The organism is Curtobacterium sp. AC272, assembly GCF_979258155.1.
In genome coordinates, this window is sequence record NZ_OZ409838.1 from 2469425 (window position 1) to 2487140 (window position 17716).

12 protein-coding genes, 1 tRNA gene and 3 pseudogenes are annotated in these 17716 nt (G+C 70.5%); 6 read left to right on the top strand and 10 right to left on the bottom strand.

The window, feature by feature from the left end; genetic code table 11:
- The first annotated feature begins 25 nt into the window (after positions 1-25).
- A complete protein-coding gene (locus tag ACZZ0J_RS12640; protein WP_463437191.1) occupies positions 26-670 on the top strand; it encodes an anthranilate synthase component II in 645 nt (214 codons plus the stop codon).
- Between the two features lie 214 nt (positions 671-884).
- Here ACZZ0J_RS12640 and pknB read toward each other — a convergent pair whose 3' ends face one another.
- From pknB to ACZZ0J_RS12680, 8 genes and pseudogenes are all read right to left on the bottom strand, one after another.
- On the bottom strand, positions 885-2681 hold the full coding sequence (gene pknB, locus ACZZ0J_RS12645) for a Stk1 family PASTA domain-containing Ser/Thr kinase (protein WP_463438182.1): 1797 nt from the start codon (positions 2679-2681) through the stop codon (positions 885-887).
- 133 nt (positions 2682-2814) lie between these two features.
- The gene (locus ACZZ0J_RS12650; protein WP_463437192.1) at positions 2815-4596 is read right to left on the bottom strand and encodes a serine/threonine-protein kinase; all 1782 of its coding nucleotides are present in this window, start codon (positions 4594-4596) and stop codon (positions 2815-2817) included.
- Positions 4593-6046: pseudogene (locus tag ACZZ0J_RS12655) on the bottom strand (peptidoglycan D,D-transpeptidase FtsI family protein). The gene ACZZ0J_RS12650 and the pseudogene ACZZ0J_RS12655 overlap by 4 nt, the downstream one beginning before the upstream one ends.
- Positions 6043-7485 (bottom strand): FtsW/RodA/SpoVE family cell cycle protein, encoded by a 1443-nt coding sequence (locus ACZZ0J_RS12660; RefSeq protein ID WP_463437193.1) that lies wholly within the window; start codon positions 7483-7485, stop codon positions 6043-6045. The pseudogene ACZZ0J_RS12655 and the gene ACZZ0J_RS12660 overlap by 4 nt, the downstream one beginning before the upstream one ends.
- Positions 7482-7871, bottom strand: a complete 390-nt coding sequence (locus ACZZ0J_RS12665) for a hypothetical protein (RefSeq protein ID WP_333924868.1) — start codon at positions 7869-7871, stop codon at positions 7482-7484. The genes ACZZ0J_RS12660 and ACZZ0J_RS12665 overlap by 4 nt, the downstream gene beginning before the upstream one ends.
- 185 nt (positions 7872-8056) lie before the next feature.
- Entirely contained in the window at positions 8057-8839 is a 783-nt protein-coding gene (locus tag ACZZ0J_RS12670) for a Stp1/IreP family PP2C-type Ser/Thr phosphatase (RefSeq protein WP_333924867.1), read from the bottom strand.
- Between the two features lie 6 nt (positions 8840-8845).
- Positions 8846-9397, bottom strand: a complete 552-nt coding sequence (locus ACZZ0J_RS12675) for an FHA domain-containing protein FhaB/FipA (protein ID WP_263054938.1) — start codon at positions 9395-9397, stop codon at positions 8846-8848.
- Positions 9394-10074 carry an FhaA domain-containing protein gene (locus ACZZ0J_RS12680; protein ID WP_123292929.1) on the bottom strand — a complete coding sequence of 227 codons (681 nt, stop codon included), beginning with the start codon at positions 10072-10074 and terminating at the stop codon, positions 9394-9396. Before ACZZ0J_RS12680 ends, ACZZ0J_RS12675 begins: the two co-directional genes overlap by 4 nt.
- 86 nt (positions 10075-10160) lie before the next feature.
- On the opposite strand from ACZZ0J_RS12680, the gene ACZZ0J_RS12685 reads away from it, so the two are divergent.
- Positions 10161-10246 (top strand) — tRNA-Leu (locus ACZZ0J_RS12685).
- Between the two features lie 226 nt (positions 10247-10472).
- Positions 10473-11174 (top strand): NUDIX domain-containing protein, encoded by a 702-nt coding sequence (locus ACZZ0J_RS12690; RefSeq protein WP_463437194.1) that lies wholly within the window; start codon positions 10473-10475, stop codon positions 11172-11174.
- Here the strand turns inward: ACZZ0J_RS12690 and ACZZ0J_RS12695 are convergent.
- A complete protein-coding gene (locus ACZZ0J_RS12695; protein ID WP_463437195.1) occupies positions 11157-11774 on the bottom strand; it encodes a TetR family transcriptional regulator in 618 nt (205 codons plus the stop codon). The genes ACZZ0J_RS12690 and ACZZ0J_RS12695 overlap by 18 nt on opposite strands.
- A 20-nt stretch (positions 11775-11794) precedes the next feature.
- Entirely contained in the window at positions 11795-12991 is a 1197-nt protein-coding gene (locus tag ACZZ0J_RS12700) for a PucR family transcriptional regulator (protein ID WP_463437196.1), read from the bottom strand.
- A 430-nt stretch (positions 12992-13421) separates the two neighbouring features.
- Here ACZZ0J_RS12700 and gabT point away from each other — a divergent pair.
- The 3 genes and pseudogenes from gabT (at position 13422) to ACZZ0J_RS12715 (ending at position 17695) form a co-directional block, all read left to right on the top strand.
- Positions 13422-14782: pseudogene (gene gabT / locus ACZZ0J_RS12705) on the top strand (4-aminobutyrate--2-oxoglutarate transaminase).
- Positions 14779-16310: pseudogene (locus ACZZ0J_RS12710) on the top strand (NAD-dependent succinate-semialdehyde dehydrogenase). The pseudogenes gabT and ACZZ0J_RS12710 overlap by 4 nt, the downstream one beginning before the upstream one ends.
- On the top strand, positions 16307-17695 hold the full coding sequence (locus ACZZ0J_RS12715; protein ID WP_463437197.1) for a flavin monoamine oxidase family protein: 1389 nt from the start codon (positions 16307-16309) through the stop codon (positions 17693-17695). Before ACZZ0J_RS12710 ends, ACZZ0J_RS12715 begins: the two are co-directional and overlap by 4 nt.
- Positions 17696-17716: the final 21 nt, after the last annotated feature.

Genomic DNA, 17716 nt, shown 5'->3' on the forward strand with positions numbered 1-17716 from the left:
TCCCCCACGAGTACGGTGAACCGCCATGACCAGGATCCTCGTCGTCGACAACTACGACAGCTTCGTCTACACGCTGAACGGGTACGTCCAGCAGCTCGGGGCCGAGACGGACGTGGTGCGCAACGATGCCTTCCCCGAGTCGGAGATCGCAGACCGCATCGCCGACTACGACGGTGTGCTGCTGTCACCCGGCCCGGGGACCCCGGCCGACGCCGGCGTCTCGATCCCGACGGTGCACGCGGCGATCGCGTCCGGGACGCCCCTGCTCGGGGTCTGCCTCGGCCACCAGGCCATCGCAGAAGCCCTCGGGGCCACGGTCACGCACGCCGACGAGCTCATGCACGGGAAGACCTCGCAGGTCGACCACGACGACAGCACGCTCTTCGCCGGAGTCCCGCACCCCTTCACGGCGACGCGGTACCACTCCCTTGCGATCGTCGACGGCACGGTCCCCGACGAACTGACCGTGACGGCCCGGACCGGCGGTGGCGTCATCATGGGCGTCCAGCACCGCGACCACCCGCTCTACGGCGTGCAGTTCCACCCCGAGTCGGTCCTGACCGAGGGCGGCTACCGCATGGTCGGCAACTGGCTCGAGACCACCGGTCTGTCCGGTGCCGCTGAACGCGCCGAAGGGCTCGGCCCGCTCATCGCGACCCACCGCGCCTGACGCGCCAGGAGGGCGCGCTCGACGGCGTCGTGCGTCGACGCGCCTGGAGCAGTGGACGCGACGACCCGACGGGCGCACGGACGCGTGGCGGGGAGGCGCCGGGCCTCCTGGCCGTCAGCGTGCCGACGGGAGGCCCGTCACCGGTCCGTCACGCTGCGCGCGTACGCGTGTGGTCGGGTCGACGGCCCCGATGGCGGCGTCCCTGATCGGTTGGTCAGCGACCGTCGCCGTTGTCGCCGCCGTTGTCCCCGTTGTCGCCCTTGTCGTTCCCGTCGTCGGACGGGGCCTTGGTCGGCTGGCTCGACGCGGCGCAGTAGGTCAGGGCGACCGCGCTTCCCTGGGCGACGTCGCCCTGGGGGGTGTCCTGCTGCGTGACGAGGCCACCCGTGCACGAGTACGACGGTGACGGTGTCACGGTCAGGCCGAGCTGCTCGAGCGACGCCTTGGCATCGGCGAACTGCTGGTTCGTGACGTTCGGCAGCTGCACCTTGCCGTTGGAGACCGTCAGGTTGATCACGATGCCCTTGGTGTGGAGCGAACCGGACTCGGGGTCGGAACTCATCACGGTGCCCTCTGGCAGGTCGGACGAGTAGTCGGAACTGATCGCGCCGACGCGGAAGCCGGCGTCTTCCAGCGTCTGCTGTGCGGCTGCCTGGGACTGCCCGTTCAACTCGGGGACCGGGAGCCGCTGGGGGCCGAGCGAGACGACCACGTCGACGTTGGACTTCCGCCCCACGTTGATCCCGGAGCCCGGGTCGGTGCGGATGACCATGCCCTTGTCGACGTCGTCGGAGTTCTCCTCGACCTTGACCGGTGTGAGGTCCTTCTTCTCGAGGGCGCTGACCGCGGCACTGTAGGTCGACCCGGTCACGTTCGGCACGCTCACGGACGACGAGACCGGCGGCTTTCCCGGCTGCAGGTTGGCGACGAAGAACACGACGCCGACGATGACCGCCACCGTCAGCAGGATGCCGACCCAGATCCACGCCACCGGTGGACGGTTCTGGGTGCGTTGCGGGCGGTGCTCGGCGGTGTCGTCGTCGAGCTCGCGGAAGGCCGCGGCCGGGTTCGAGGTGGTGCGCGGGTCGACCCCGAACAGCACCGTCGACGCGTCGTTCGCCGCGTTCTGCTGGATCTTCTTGGTGGACGCCGGAACCCGACCCGAAGCGGCCTGCTGCAGGTCCGAGCGGAACTCGGCGGCGTTCTGGAACCGGCGCGTGCGGTCCTTGACCAGGGCGTGCAGGGTCACGGCGTCGAGTGCCGGAGAGACCTCGGGCGTGATCGAGGACGGAGCGACGGGCTGTTCGCTGACGTGCTGGTAGGCCACTGCCACCGGGGTGTCGCCGAGGAAGGGCGCACGGCCGGTGAGGAGCTCGAACAGCACGACACCGGTGGAGTAGATGTCCGTGCGGGCGTCGACGGTCTCGCCGCGCGCCTGCTCCGGCGAGAAGTAGGACGCGGTGCCGAGGATCGACGTGGTCTGCGCGACGGTGGCCGAGGTGTCGGTGATGGCTCGGGCGATGCCGAAGTCCATGACCTTGACCTGGCCGTTGTGCGTGACCATGACGTTGGCGGGCTTGATGTCGCGGTGCACGACGCCGGCGCGGTGGGAGTACTCGAGCGCAGTCAGGATGCCCTCGGTGATGCGGACGGCCTCAGCCGGAGCGACGGCGCCCTCGGCGATGATGTCGGAGAGCGGACGGCCCTCGACGTACTCCATCACGATGAAGGGGACCTGCACCTCGGCGCCCGAGGTCTCGGTCACGGTCTCTTCACCGGCGTCGTACACCCGGACGACCGTCGGGTGGGCCATGCGTGCAGCTGCCTGGGCTTCCTGCCGGAACCGGGTGCGGAACGCCGGGTCGTTGGCCAGGCTCGGCTTCAGGAGCTTCACCGCGACCTTGCGACCGAGACGGGTGTCGTTGCCGAGGTGCACGGTTGCCATGCCGCCTCGGCCGATGACATCACCGATCTCGTAACGGTTGGCGAGGAGGGTGATCCCCGCGGTCACACCTTCTGGCACGTACTCCTCCGTCTGTCCGTCCGGGCTAGTGTACGGCAGCACCACCTGGTGAGACGCTGGTCGGCGAGGGGTCGACCGAACCGTTACCGAACGGTGTCGACAGTCCCCGTCCGGGGGTCGTTCAGTTGCCGTCCATCGGGGTCTCGGTGGGGTTGGCCCCGTCGGTGGGGTCCGTGGTGTCGCCCGGATCCGTCTCGTCCGCGGTCCAGGTCGCCGTCGCAGCGTCCGAGCCGGGCGACTTCGGCAGGGTGTTGCCGTTGGAGCCGCACGTGACCGAGTACACGAAGGTGACGGGGGTGTCCACGGCGTCTGCCTGGATGGTCACCGCCGTCGACGAGATCGTGCCCGAGGTCGCACCGGACGCGTCCTTGCCGTTCTTCGCGACCCAGGTGTACGTCGAGACCGTGTACCCGACGGGGCACTCGGACGCCTGCCAGCTGAACAGGACCGAGCCGTCGGACGACACGGTGCCGGCCTTCGCTGCGGTGGGCTTCGCCACGGACGGCGGCGTCGTGTACTGCCGGATGGTCACCAGCGAGCCCTGCAGGACGCTGCCCGTCGGCGTGATCGACTGCACCGTGTTCGCCTGGTCGGCGTTCGGTGCGGCGTCGCCGTCCTCGACCGCCGTCTGGAAGCCGAGGCTCTGGAGCTGGGACTCGGCTTCGGCGGTGGACATGCCGACGTACTCGTCGTTGCTCAGCGTGACGCGGGTCTCGGTGGGCGAGGGCGTCGGAGTCGGGGTCGGCGTCTGCGAGGGGCGCGGGCTCTTCGAGACGGACCTGGACGGCGACGGACTCGGATCGGCGGAACCGTTCAGCGCGAACGCGCCGATGACGGCGGCGATCGCGAGCACCACGACGACACCCACGACCCACCAGATCCAGGCGCGCTTCTTCTTCGGCTCCTCGGCCTCGTCGTTCGACGGGGACACCGGTGCGCCGGGTCCGCCGGCGCCCGCGGCTGCCGCGCCCGACTGGGTGCCGAGCAGTGCCGTGGCGGCGTCGTTGCCCTGACCCTGCGGCGGGTTGAACGCGACGGTGCCACCCTGCGCGATGGCGGGGACGGCGACGGTGGCCGCTGCGACGTCACCACGACGGAGCGCCTGTGCGGCGCGCGCGAGGTTGGCGGCGGTGGCGGGACGATCGGCGGGCTTCTTCGCGATGCACGAGATCACGAGGGCTGCGACGGGTTCGGGGATGTCCCCGGGCAACGCCGGCGGCTGCTCGTTGATGTGCGCCATCGCGATCGCGACCTGCGACTCGCCCGTGAAGGGACGACGACCCGCGAGGGCCTCGTACGCGACGATGCCGAGCGAGTAGATGTCGGTCGACGGCGACGCCGGGTGCCCGCTCGCCTGCTCGGGCGAGAGGTACTGCACGGTGCCCATGACCTGGCCGGTCGCGGTGAGCGGGACCTGGTCGGCGATGCGCGCGATGCCGAAGTCGGTGATCTTGACGCGGCCGTCCGGCGTGATGAGCAGGTTGCCGGGTTTGATGTCGCGGTGCACCAGACCGACCGCGTGTGCGGCCTGCAGGGCGTTCGCGGTCTGCGCGACGATGTCCAGGACCTTGTCGACGGGCAGCGTGTGCTCGCGCTCGATCATGGTCGACAGCGCTTCGCCGGGGACGAGCTCCATCACGAGGTAGGCGCTGCCGTCCTCTTCGCCGTAGTCGAAGACGTTGGCGATGCCCTCGTGGTTGACGAGCGCAGCGTGGCGGGCCTCGGCGCGGAAGCGCTCGAGGAACCCGGGGTCGCCGAGGTACTCGTCCTTGAGGATCTTGAGTGCGACGGTTCGGCCGATGACGAGGTCGGTGGCCTGCCACACCTCTCCCATGCCGCCGATGGCGACCCGGGACGAGAGCTGGTACCGCCCACCGAAGGTGAGTCCGCTGGTGGGTCTCATTTGTTCAGCACCGCCTCCATGACTTTCTTCGCGACCGGGGCCGCGACTGTGTTGCCGACTCCCGACTGACCGAGCCCGCCGCCGTCTCCGACGACGACCGCCACGGCGACCTCCGGGTCCTTCGCGGGCGCGAACCCGGTGAACCAGAGCGTGTAGGGATCGCCTGTTCCGCCCTCGGCCGTGCCCGTCTTCCCTGCGACGTCGACACCGTCGATCTTGGCATTCGTTCCGGTCCCGGCGTTCACGACGCTCTGCATGGCCTCGGTGAGGTCAGCGGACTCGGAGGACGACAGCGGATCACTGTACTGCCTCGGGGAGAAGGACTCGACCGTCTTCAGGTCGCTCGTGGTGATCGAGTCGACGAGCGAGGGCTGCATGACCTTGCCGCCGTTCGCGATGCCGGCCGACACCATGGCCATCTGCAGCGGGGACACCCGGACGCTCGCCTGGCCGAAGGCGCTGAGCATGAGCTGCGCGGTGGAGTCGACCTCGGGGTACTGGCTGGCGGTCGCGGACATCGGGACCTCGATGGCGTCACCGAAGCCGTACTTGTCGGCCATGCTCTTGATCGCGTCGTACCCGAGCTTCTGTCCGAGCTCGGCGAACGGGATGTTGCACGAGTACTGGATGGCCGTGCGGAGCTTGACCTTGTCGCCGCCGCCGCACGTGCCGCCCTCGGCGTTGTTGATGTACGAGCTCGTGCCGGGGAGCTGCAGGCGCGACGGGTTCGGGAACGTCGAGTCGAGGTTGTACTTGCCGCCCTCGAGCGCCGCTGATGCCACGACGAGCTTGAAGACGGATCCGGCGTGTACAGGTCGCCGCCGATCGCGCGGTTCTGCAGCGGGGACGACGACGCGCCGAGCAGGGCGTCGTACTGCTCCTTGACCTTCGCGGTGTCGTGCGAGGTGAGGGTGTTCGGGTCGTAGCTCGGCTTCGAGACCATCGCGAGGATCTTGCCGGTCTTCGGCTGGATGGCGACGACGGCACCGCTGTTCGTGCCGAGGGCTTCGTACGCAGCCTGCTGCACGGCGGGGTCGATCGTCAGGTTGACGTTGTCGCCCTGGACGTCCTGACCGGTGAGGATCGAGTTGAGGTTCTGGAAGAACGAGGCGTCCGAGTTGCCCGACAGCACGGTGTTCTCCGCGCTCTCGATGCCGGTGTTGCCCTGGCCGATGGTGAAGTACCCGGTGACCGCCGAGTACAGCTCACCGTTCGTGTACTTGCGCTGGTACTCGTACTGGTCGTCCACGGGGGTCGACTCGGCGATCGGGCTGCCGCCGACGAGGATCGCACCGCGCTTGGTCGAGTAACTGTCCAAGATGGTGCGCGAGTTGCGGGAATCGGCGCGGAGGGAGTCCGCCGAGAAGAACTGGATGGACGTCGTCGACACGAAGAGTGCGACGAACATGAGCACGATGACGGTCGAGACACCGCGGAGCTGTCGGTTCATCGACGACGCTCCTTCCTGGTCGCGCGCGCGGACCGCCCGCTCGCGGCGGGGATCGCGCCCTGCTGGACGCGTTGTTCGGCTGGGATGGAATCGGTGAGTCGCAGCAGCATCGCGGCGATGATCCAGTTGGCGATGAGCGAGGAACCACCCGCGGCCATGAACGGTGTGGTCAGGCCGGTCACCGGGATCACGCGGGTGATGCCACCGACGACGACGAACACCTGCAGGGCGATCACGAAGCCGAAGCCGACGCCGAGCAGCTTGCCGAAGTCGTCCTGTGCCATGAACCCGACACGGATGCCGCGCGAGGCGAGCACGATGAAGAGCGCCAGGATCGCGAAGACGCCGATCAGGCCGAGCTCCTCGCCCAGCGAGGCGATGATGTAGTCCGCGTTGGCGACCGGCGTGATGTACGGGCGCCCCTGGCCGAGGCCGGTGCCGGTGATGCCGCCGTTCGCGAAGCCGAACAGTCCCTGCACGAGCTGGTAGCTGGCCTGGGTGTCGCGGCTGAAGACCTCTTGGTTGAACGGGTCGAGCCACTGCTCGAACCGGCCGTGCACGTACTCGAGGGCGCTCTGCGCGACGAGGGCGCCGCCGACGAACAGTGCGAGGCCGATGACGACCCAGCTGATGCGCGCGGTCGCGACGTAGATCATCACGAGGAACAGGCCGAAGTACAGCAGCGCCGTGCCGAGGTCGCGCTGGAAGACGAGGACCGCCATCGCGGCGCCCCACATCACCAGGATCGGGCCGAGGTCACGGGCGCGCGGGAACGTCATGCCGAGGAACTTCTTGCCGACGATCGACAGCGAGTCGCGGGCGGTCACCAGGTAGCCGGCGAAGAACAGGGCCATGGTGATCTTCGCGAGCTCACCGGGCTGGAACGAGAACGGCCCGATCTTGATCCAGACGCGTGCGCCACCGATGTTCTGGCCGATGCCGGGCAGGATCGGCAGCAGCAGCAGCGCGATCGTCAGGAACATGAAGATGTAGCGGTACCGCTGCAGGAACCGGTGGTTCCGCACCAGCAGCAGCGTGATGATCGCCAGGACCATCGCGAGCATCGTCCAGACGATCTGCTTCACACCGATGGCGTCCCAGCCGGTCAGGCCGTTGTGGACGTCGATGCGGTAGATCTCCGCGATGCCGATGCCGTTCAGCACGAGTGCGATCGGCAGGACGAACGGGTCGGCGTTCTTCGCGACGACCCGCAGCACGACGTGCATCACGAGCCCGAGCCCGAGGATGCCCGCGCCGACCCACAGCACCGAGGTGTCGAACAGCCGCCCCTTGGTGCCGAGCTGCACGAGGACCATTGCGCCGGCGCAGATGCCGCAGGCGATGACGAGCAGCACGAGCTCGAGGTTCCGAGCACGTGCGGGTTCACGGAGCTTGATCGTGATCGCCTGCGTGAACGACTGGGCGGTGGCGTTGCTCATCGCGAGCCCCGGGTCGGAGTCGGCGTGGGCGTCGACGACCGGGTCGGCGACGGCGAGGGTGACGAGGTGGATCCGCCGTCACCGCCGGTACCGGCTTGGTCCTGCCCGGTCTCGGCGGCCTTGCGCAGTCGGTCGACGATGTCGCGCGCGTCACCGAGCGACTGCGCGTTGATCGTCGAGCGGACGTTCTCGCGGGTGTAGTCCGGCAGCATCGACACCGTGATGTCGGTGTCCTCGTAGACGTCCGACAGCGCCAGTGGTCCGATCGACTGCTGCACGCCCTTGTAGATGGCGACCGTGCCGCGGTCGGTGCCGACGTAGTAGTGGTCCTGGGTGATCCGCCAGCCGAGGAAGACGGCCCCCACCAGGGCGGCGACGGCCACCACGAGCGCGACCGTCCACGAGACCCGACGTCGGATGCGGCGTCGGCGGTCCTCGGCGATGAGTTCGGCGAAGAACTGGTCGGACTCGGGCTCGAAGTGCGAGTCCTCTGGAGCCGTGGTGACCTTGAGCGGGTGCAGCAGGATCGTGGGGAGGCGGATCGGCTTGCGGCCGGTCGACGCCTCGAAGGTCAGGGAGCGGCCGCGGACCCGACGGTGGTGGCCGCGTCGTCGTCGTCGTCGACCTCGTCCGCGGTGACGTCCATGACGACGACGGTGACGTTGTCGGGGGCGCCGTGGTCGAGCGTCTCCTTGACCAGGCGCTGCGTGACCTGGTTGGCGTCCATGTTCGACGCCAGCGCGTGCCGGATGCGCTCTTCGGCCAGGTACGACGACAGGCCGTCGGAGCACAGCAGCCAGCGGTCACCCGGCTGGATGTCCATGATCGCGGTGTCGACCTCGGGTGCCGCATCGACGTCGCCGAGCACCCGCATGAGCACCGAGCGACGGGGGTGGACCGCGGCTTCTTCCGGGGTGATCCGGCCGCTGTCGACCAGGCGCTGCACGAAGGTGTGGTCCGACGTGATCTGCTGCAGTTCACCGTCGCGGTGGCGGTAGATGCGCGAGTCACCGATGTGCGCGATCGCGATCTGTTCGCCGACCCGGATCATCGCGGACACCGTGGTGCCCATGCCGGTCAGTTCCTGGTGCTCGAAGACCGTCTCGGTGATGAGCTGGTTCGCCGCGATCAGTGCCGACTGCAGCGCGAACTCGGCGTCGTGTGCGGAGGGGAACTCGCGGTCAACCTCCCTGATGCGCCGGATCGCGATCGCCGAGGCGACGTCGCCGCCGGCGTGCCCACCCATGCCGTCCGCGACCGCGAACAGGTGCGCCCCGGCGTAGCCGGAGTCCTGGTTGTTCGCGCGGATGCGGCCCACGTGGGACACAGCGGCGCTCAACGTGCGAGCGGTCATGCCGGGTTACCGCCGCAGCTCGAACGTCGTCGTCCCGATCGTGATCGGCGTGCGCTCCGCGACGATCAGGGGAGCGCTCACCTTCTGACCGTTGACGAAGGTGCCGTTCGTGGACTCGAGGTCGGTGAGGAGCCAGCCGTCGGCGCGCAGGTCGAGCCGGGCGTGGTTGGTCGAGGTGTAGTCGTCGCGGATCACGACGTTGGACTCGCTGGAGCGACCGATCGTGATCGGTCCGCCGCCGAGCGGCATCTCCATGCCCTCACGCGCGCCCTCGGTGATCACGAGGCGGGTCGCGGCTGGCGATGCGGACTGCGTCGCCTGGGTCGGTTGCCCGATCAGGTCGGTGAACGCGCCACCCGAGGCCGCTGCCGGCGCCGCCGCTGCGGGGATCGTCGGGGTCGTCGGTCCGGAGGGAGCCGACTTGGAATCCGTGGGGATCGTGCGCACGCGCTGGCCGAAGAGATCACTGCGCAGGGCGAAGACGATCACGAAGACGAACAGCCAGAGCACCGCGAGGAACGCGAAGCGCAGGACGAGCAGGGTCAGGCCTGTGGTCATCGAGCACCTCCGTCGTTCTCCGGGATCACCCGGAACACCATACGGGTACGACCGATCTCGATGGTGGAGTCCGGCTCCACGATCGCCTGCTGGAAGTGCTGTCCGTTCAGCTTCGAGCCGTTCGTCGAGCCCAGATCCGTGGCCTGGGCGTGCTTGCCGTCCCACAGGACCTCGACGTGCTTCCGGCTCGTCCCGGTGTCCGCGATGGTGATGTCGGCGTCGCTGCCACGGCCGATCACCGTGCGTCCGCGCTGCAGGCGGTGGCGCTGCGAGCCGATGTCGAGCACGGCGATCCAGGCGACGTCGCGCTGCACCGTGGTGGAGTCGATCTGCAGGATGCCCGTCGACAACGTGCCGTCCTGCTGCAGCCGGATGGTGACCGGTCCGGAGAACGAGTAGTTCTGCGCGACGGCGTGCTGGTGGGCCATCTGCGTGAGTTCGTCGATGAGCGGACGACCGACGTCGTTCATGCGCGTGAAGTCCGGCGGCGCGAGGCGCACGGTGAACTCGTTCGGCACCAGGATGCGCTCTCGCGACACCACGGCGGCCTTCGTGTCGAGCTCGCGGCGCAGGGCGCTGGAGATCTCGACCGGCTGCACACCGGAGCGGAAGGTCTTCGCGAACGCGCCGTTCACGGCGCGCTCCAGCCCTCGCTCGAAGTTGTCCAGCAGGCCCATGTGTCTCCAGAGTCGTCGGTCGTCAACCACTGCATGGTAGTGGTTGGCGCAGGGGGCAGTCTGTGCGTGGTAGTGTTTTGGGGCTGGCGCGAGTGGCGGAATTGGTAGACGCGCACGGTTCAGGTCCGTGTGCTGGAAACGGCGTGGGGGTTCAAGTCCCCCTCGCGCACCAGGCGAAACAGCGAAAGGCCCCGGAGGAATCCGGGGCCTTTCGTGTTTCTTCCGGGGCGTCCCGGAGCGGCCGTCGCCGGATGGCGGATCAGGTCCGATCGGCGTCCGTCGCGTGGTCGGGATCCGGCCAGGAGGCGCGGCTCGACCCCGACACGCCGGGTCCGGAGAACCCGTGGTCGGTTCTTCCCGCATCGCTCCGGGTCCACCCGCGCCGCTAGCGTGACCAGGTGACCGATGATCGTGCAGCAGCCCCTCGTCCCGGTGTCGACGTCCCCGATGCCCGTGGGCGGACCGGACTCGACGCCGTCGGTCGTGACCTCGACCGCAACCCCGACGTCGTCGTGCGGGACGTCGAGGTCGTGTCGGACGGCTGGCACGTGCTCCGTCGCACCACGCTCGACGTCCGGCGCCGGGACGGCCGATGGGACCGGCAGCAGCGCGAGACCTACGACCGCGGGAACGGCGCCACGGTGCTGCCGTACGACGCCGAGCGTGGCACCGTCCTGCTCACCCGGCAGTTCCGGTGGCCGGCCTACGTGAACGGGCACCCGGACGGGATGCTCATCGAGTCGGCGGCGGGGCTGCTCGACGAGGACGACCCCGAGACCGCCGTCCGCCGCGAGGCCGCCGAGGAGCTCGGGATCCGGCTGGGCGACCTGGTGCGCGTGGGCGACGTCTTCATGAGCCCCGGCTCGGTCACCGAGCGTGTCCACTTCTACGTCGGTGCCTACACGCCGGCGGACCGGGTCGAGGCGGGCGGCGGGGTCGAGGACGAGGGCGAGGACATCGAGGTGCTCGAGCTGGCACTCGACGAGGCGCTCGCGATGGTCGAGGACGGCCGGATCGCCGACGGCAAGACGATCATGCTGCTGCAGTGGGTGGCACTGCGGTCGGTGGCACTGCGGCGGGTGTCACCCCGACAGGGCTGAGCCGTCCAGGCCCACCGCTCGGGCGATCGTCGTGCGGACCAGGCCCTCGCGGGTCGGGCGGTCGAGGTAGTCGACCAGGGCGTACCCGTTGGTGGCGTCGACGAGCGCGAAGAGCAGGCGTCCCACGCCGTCCGGGTCGTCGGTCCGCAGCACGCCCGTGCGCACTCCGTCGACGACGACCGTGGTCGCGAGGAGCTGCCAGTCGTCCATGACGTCCCGTGCAGCGGTCGCCAGTGCCGCGTTCGTGCGGCCGATGCTCCACGCGTCGGCCCACAGGGTGGCGACGTCGTCGCGCGCGGGATCGGCGATGCAGCCGAGCAGGGTGCGGAGGCCGGAGACGGGGTCGGGAGCAGCGTCGACGATCGCGCGGACCTCGGCGACCTCGGCTGCCGCGACGGTGCGGAACGTCTCGCCGACCAGGTCCTCCATGCTCGGGCGGTAGTGGGCGACGAGCGAGGGCGCGACCCCGATCACGGCGGCGACCCCGCGGAGCGTCACCGCCGCGAGGCCCTCGGCGCGCGCCAGGTCGACGGCAGCCGCCGCGATCTGGGATCCGCGTTCGGCCGGGCTCAGGCGCCGGCGGGCCGGTGTCGTCGGCATCGTCCCACCGTATCCGCGCGTCACGCGCCCTCGACGACGAAGGCCGCCCACAGGTCGGCACGGGTCGCGAAGACGGCGAGGTCGCGGTCGAGGAGCCGGCCGGCGTGCTCGACCCGGGAGCGTGCCGTGTGGCGGTGGATGCCGAGCACCTGGGCGGCGCGGTCGTACTCGCAGTTCTGCTCGAGCCAGGCACGGACGGTGCGGGTGAGCTCGGTGCCCGCCGACCGGTCGTGTTCGAGCAGGGGAGCGAGGAACGCGCGTGCGACGGCTCCGGCGTCGACGTCCACGTGGGCCAGGTGTGCGAGGACGCCTTCCCGGGCGAGGTCGCCGAACTCGGTGGTGCCCGGTCGTCCTTCGCGCCGACGGTCCAGGGCCTGCACGGCCTCGGTGCGAGCGCGTCCGAACGATCGGTAGGCGGCACCGTCCGACAGGCCGGCCCGCAGGTCGAAGCGCCCGACCAGTTCCTCGACGATCGCGGTGTCGTCGGCGCTCACGCACAGGAAGAGGGCGTCGTCGACGGCGAAGAAGAGCTGTCCGGGCCGGTCCTGCACCCACAGTTCGAGCAGGTCGACGACGGTGTCGAGGTCGTGGTCGTCGACGTCGAGGGCCGCGATCCGGACGGGTTCGGCGGGCAGGGGACCCCACACCTCGCGCGAGGTCGACTGGACCACCTCCGGATCGCCGACCGAGAGCATGGTGAGCAGGCCGGTGCGCAGGAGCCCGCGTGCCCGGGCCAGCTCACGGTTCTGCTGCAGCGCGAGTCCGGCGAGGGCGATGACGGACGTCACCACCTCGCGTCCGGCGCGGTCGAGTGCTCCTCCGTTGGCGATCGCGAGCACGCCGCTCAGGTGGCCACCGCTGCCGAGGGTCTGCAGCGTGAACCCGGTGTGGTGCTCGGTCGTCACCGGCAGGCTCGCCCGCTGTCCCGCACGCAACAGGCGCAGCGCCTCGGTCCGGAGCAGCTCGAGGTCCTGCGCGGGCACGCCGTCCGCCGGGTGCCCGCGGTCCAGGCGCCCCGACACGTCGAAGAGCCCGACCCAGCCGTCGAGCTGCCCGGAGAGCTCGGCGATCGTGGCCCCGAGCCCGTCCGGGCGCATCGCTGCGAGCGAGATCGCCCGCTGTGCGGCGAGGGCCCAGGCGTTCCGGGCGTTCGCGTCGCGGGCGACCGCTTCGGCGTTCGCCTGCGCGACCGCGATGAACGAGGTCTCGTAGGGCACCTCGAACAACGGGAGCCCGTGCTGCGAACAGGCGGCGACGAGGGCGTCCGGGTGCCCGCGCGGACGACCTCGGTGCCGAACCCGAGTGCGACGACGCCCCGCTCGACGAGTCGGCGGACGTAGGGGCCGGCGACGTCCTCCGGGACCTCGGCCTCGGCGCCGAACTGGGTGCCCGTGGTCAGCAGTCCCTGCCCGTCGGCCAGGAACGGCGTCGGGTCCTCGAGGTCGGAGCTGTGCAGCCACGACAGCGGGGCGTCGAGGGCGCCCGTGTCCGCGTCGGTCAGCGGTCGGAGGCGGAGGTCGGCACGGTGCAACAGGGAACGCAGCGTCGCGGGCATGGGAGCACCCTATCCACCGGGGCGATCCGACCGGTGCTCGATGTACACGGTGGACAGCCACCGGGGTCGCCGCAGGCTCCTACCATCGCCGCATGTCCTCCACCGCAGCACCATCGATCAGTGCGCCCACCGGCGGCCCCTCGCTGCCCCAGGAACGACGGCTCGTCACGGCCGTCCCCGGCCCCGGTCACGCGAGCTCATGGCGCGGAAGGCCGGAGCCGTCGCGGCCGGGGTCGGGGTCGCCGTGCCGATCGCCGTCGTCGCGGCCGGTGGCGGGGTCGTCGTGGACGCGGACGACAACTCGTTCGTCGACCTGGGGTCCGGGATCGCCGTGACCAGCGTCGGCAACGCGCACCCCGCCGTCGTCGCCGCGGTCACCGAGCAGGTCGCTGCCTTCACCCACACGTGCTTCACGATCGCCGCCTACGACGGGTACGTCGCGGTCGCCGAGGCACTCAACCGGCTGACCCCCGGTGACCACGAGAAGCGCACGGCGCTGTTCAACTCCGGCGCCGAGGCCGTCGAGAACGCCGTGAAGATCGCGCGCAAGCACACCGGTCGGCAGGCCGTCGTGGTGTTCGACCACGCGTACCACGGCCGCACGAACCTCACGATGGCGCTCACCGCGAAGAACCAGCCCTACAAGGACGGCTTCGGCCCGTTCGCGCCCGAGGTCTACCGGGTCCCGATGTCCTACCCGTTCCACGACGGCCTCTCCGGGCCCGAGGCGGCGAAGCGCGCGATCAGCCAGATCGAGAAGCAGGTCGGCGCGGCGAACACCGCTGCGCTGCTCATCGAGCCGATCCAGGGGGAGGGTGGCTTCGTCGTCCCCGCGCCCGGGTTCCTCACCGCCCTGTCCGAGTGGACCACGGCGAACGGCGTCGTGCTCATCGCCGACGAGGTGCAGACCGGCTTCGCGCGCACTGGGTCGATGTTCGCGAGCGAGCACGAGGGGATCGTGCCGGACGTCGTCACGACCGCGAAGGGCATGGCCGGCGGTCTGCCCCTGTCCGCCGTGACCGGGCGCGCCGAGATCATGGACTCCGCGCACGTCGGCGGGCTCGGCGGCACCTACGGCGGCAACCCGATCGCCTGCGCCGCCGCCCTCGCCGCGATCGACGCGTTCGAGCACGACGGGCTGATCGACCGAGCCCGCGAGATCGGCGAGGTGCTGCTCGGACGACTCCGTGCCGCGCAGACGACCGACCCGCGGATCGGTGACGTCCGCGGACGCGGCGCGATGGTCGCGATGGAACTCGTGGACCCCGCGACCGGCGAACCGGACGCAGCACTGACCGGGAAGGTGGTGCGGTCGGCGTTCGAGCACGGCGTCATCGCGCTGACCGCCGGCACGTACGGCAACGTCGTCCGGTTCCTGCCCCCACTGTCGATCGACGACGCCCTGCTCCACGAGGGACTCGACGTCGTCCTGGAAGGACTCGCAACAGCATGACCACCGGCACCACCACCGCCCCTGCGGCCGACCGCACCGACGCCGAACGCGAGCTGCTCGCCCGCGTCCCCACGGGCCTCCTGGTCGACGGCACCTGGCAGTCGTCGGCCGACGGCCGGACCTTCGCCGTCGTCGACCCCGCCACCGGCGAGACGCTGCTCGACATCGCAGACGCAACCCCCGAAGACGGTGTCCGCGCCCTCGACGCCGCGGAAGCCGCCAAGACGGGCTGGGCGAGCACACCGCCGCGGCACCGCGCCGAGCTGCTCCGCCGCGCGTTCGACCTGCTGCAGGAACGACGCGAGGAGTTCGCGCTGCTCATGACGCTCGAGATGGGCAAGCCGCTCGCCGAGGCCCGCGGCGAGGTCGCGTACGGCGGGGAGTTCCTGCGCTGGTTCTCGGAGGAAGCGGTCCGGATCGGCGGCTCGTACGGCACCAACCCGGAGGGCACCGGCCGTGCCACCGTCTCCCACAAGCCCGTCGGCCCCGCGTTCCTCATCACACCGTGGAACTTCCCGCTGGCGATGGCGACCCGGAAGATCGCACCGGCGCTCGCCGCCGGGTGCACGGTCGTCGTGAAGCCGGCCGAACTGACGCCGCTCACGACCCTGCTGTTCGTCGACCTGCTGCGCGAGGTCGGTCTGCCCGCCGGGGTGGTCAACGTGGTCCCGACCACACGGGCCGCCGACGTCTCCGGGCCGGTGATCGCCGACCCCGGCTCCGGAAGCTGTCCTTCACGGGCTCGACGCCGGTCGGACGCACGCTGCTCGCCCAGGCGGCGCAGAACGTGCTCCGGACGAGCATGGAGCTCGGCGGCAACGCCCCGTTCCTGGTGTTCGCCGACGCCGACCTCGACCTGGCCGTGGAGGGCGCGCTCGCCGCCAAGTTCCGGAACACCGGGCAGGCGTGCACCGCCGCGAACCGGTTCCTGGTGCACGAGGACGTCGTCGACGAGTTCACGCGCCGGGTCACCGCACGCGTCGAGGCCATGCGGGTCGGACGCGGCACGGAGGACGGCGTCGCCATCGGACCCCTCATCGACGACCGCGCCGTCGACAAGGCGCACCGCCTGGTCACCGATGCGCTCGACCGCGGCGCCACGCTCCGCACCGGCGGACACCCGGTCGACGGCCCCGGCACCTTCTACGCGCCCACGGTCCTGACCGACGTGCAGCCCGGCAGCGACCTGCTCCGCGACGAGATCTTCGGGCCCGTCCTGGCGATCCGGACCTTCCGGACCGAGGACGAGGCCGTGGCCGCCGCCAACGACACCGAGTACGGTCTGGTCGGCTACGCGTTCACCGAGGACCCGGCCCGAGGGCGGCGCCTGATGGAGCGGCTCGAGACCGGCATGCTCGGACTCAACACCGGGGTCGTCTCGAACGCGTCGGCCCCGTTCGGCGGGGTGAAGCAGTCCGGCCTCGGCCGCGAGGGCGGCGGCGAGGGCATCGCCGAGTACCTCGAGACCATGTACACGCTGACCCCGGACCCGTTCCGGAGCACCACCACCGAAGGAGCAGCACGATGATCGAGAGCGACGTCGTCGTCATCGGAGCCGGTGTCACCGGCCTGACCGCCGCGAACCGCCTGCGCGCCGCGGGACTGACCGTCACGGTGCTCGAGGCGCGCGACCGCGTGGGCGGCCGCACCTGGACGAACGACATCGACGGCGTCACGCTCGAGATCGGTGGCCAGTGGGTCTCGCCCGACCAGACCGCGCTGCTCGAGACCCTCGACGAACTCGGGCTCGACACGTACGACCGGTACCGCGAGGGCTCCAGCGTCTACGTCGACGCCGAGGGCACCCGCACCGAGTACACCGGCGACATCTTCCCGCTGCCCGAGGCGACGGCGAACGAGATCGAGCGACTCGTGACGGTCGTCGACGAGTACGTCGCAGCGGTCGACCCCGCGCGTCCGTGGGAGTCCCCGCACGCGGCGGCACTCGACGAGGTCTCCTTCCGCGCCTGGCTCCACACGCTGAGCGACGACCGCGTCGCCACCGACAACGTCGAACTGTTCATCGCGGGCGCCATGCTCACGAAGCCGGCACACGCGTTCTCGGCACTGCAGGCCCTGCTGATGGCCGCCTCTGCCGGGAGCTTCACGAACCTGGTCGACGCCGACTTCATCCTGGACAAGCGCGTCGTCGGCGGCATGCAACAGGTGTCGGAACGACTCGCGGAGCGCCTCGGTGACGCCGTGCACCTGAACGCGCCGGTGCGCACCCTGCGCTGGACCGACGACGGGGTCGTCGCGCTCGCCGACGGCGGCCTCGAGGTCCACGCCCGGCAGGCGCTCGTCGCCGTGCCGCCGCCCCTGTACTCACGGATCTCGTACGAGCCGCCGCTGCCCCGTCGCCAGCACCAGCTGCACCAGCACCTGTCGATGGGCTTCGTCATCAAGGTGCACGCCGTCTACGACCGGCCGTTCTGGCGCGGCGCCGGTCTCTCCGGCACCGCGTTCAGCCCCTACGAGGTCGTGCACGAGGCGTACGACAACACCGAGCACGGCTCCGAGCAGGGCACGTTGGTCGGGTTCGTCTCCGACCAGCACGCCGACGACCTGTTCACGCTGTCGGCGGAGGAACGGAAGGCCCGGGTGCTCGGTTCGCTCGCCCACTACTACGGCGACGAGGCCCTGCGCCCGGTCGTCTACTACGAGAGCGACTGGGGCACCGAGGAGTGGACCCGCGGCGCCTACGCGGCGAGCTTCGACCTCGGCGGGCTCGTCCGCTACGGCGCCGACCAGCGTGCAGCCGTCGGTCCGATCCGGTTCGCGTCGAGCGACCTGGCCGGGCAGGGGTACCAGCACGTCGACGGTGCGGTGCGGATCGGGCGCGAGGTCGCCGACGAGATCCTGGCCGTCACCCCGGTCGCCGCCGGCTCCGGCGCTGCCGCCTCGTCCGTCTGAACGGGTGCAGCGTCGACCGCG

Bases quoted from the DNA above. Each gene is read 5' to 3' on its own strand.
- ACZZ0J_RS12675 (WP_263054938.1), bottom strand. From the start codon at position 9,397: ATGACCACAGGCCTGACCCTGCTCGTCCTGCGCTTCGCGTTCCTCGCG.
- ACZZ0J_RS12640 (WP_463437191.1), top strand. From the start codon at position 26: ATGACCAGGATCCTCGTCGTCGACAACTACGACAGCTTCGTCTACACG.
- ACZZ0J_RS12660 (WP_463437193.1), bottom strand. From the start codon at position 7,485: ATGAGCAACGCCACCGCCCAGTCGTTCACGCAGGCGATCACGATCAAG.
- ACZZ0J_RS12670 (WP_333924867.1), bottom strand. From the start codon at position 8,839: ATGACCGCTCGCACGTTGAGCGCCGCTGTGTCCCACGTGGGCCGCATC.
- ACZZ0J_RS12715 (WP_463437197.1), top strand. From the start codon at position 16,307: ATGATCGAGAGCGACGTCGTCGTCATCGGAGCCGGTGTCACCGGCCTG.
- ACZZ0J_RS12695 (WP_463437195.1), bottom strand. From the start codon at position 11,774: ATGCCGACGACACCGGCCCGCCGGCGCCTGAGCCCGGCCGAACGCGGA.
- ACZZ0J_RS12650 (WP_463437192.1), bottom strand. From the start codon at position 4,596: ATGAGACCCACCAGCGGACTCACCTTCGGTGGGCGGTACCAGCTCTCG.
- ACZZ0J_RS12680 (WP_123292929.1), bottom strand. From the start codon at position 10,074: ATGGGCCTGCTGGACAACTTCGAGCGAGGGCTGGAGCGCGCCGTGAAC.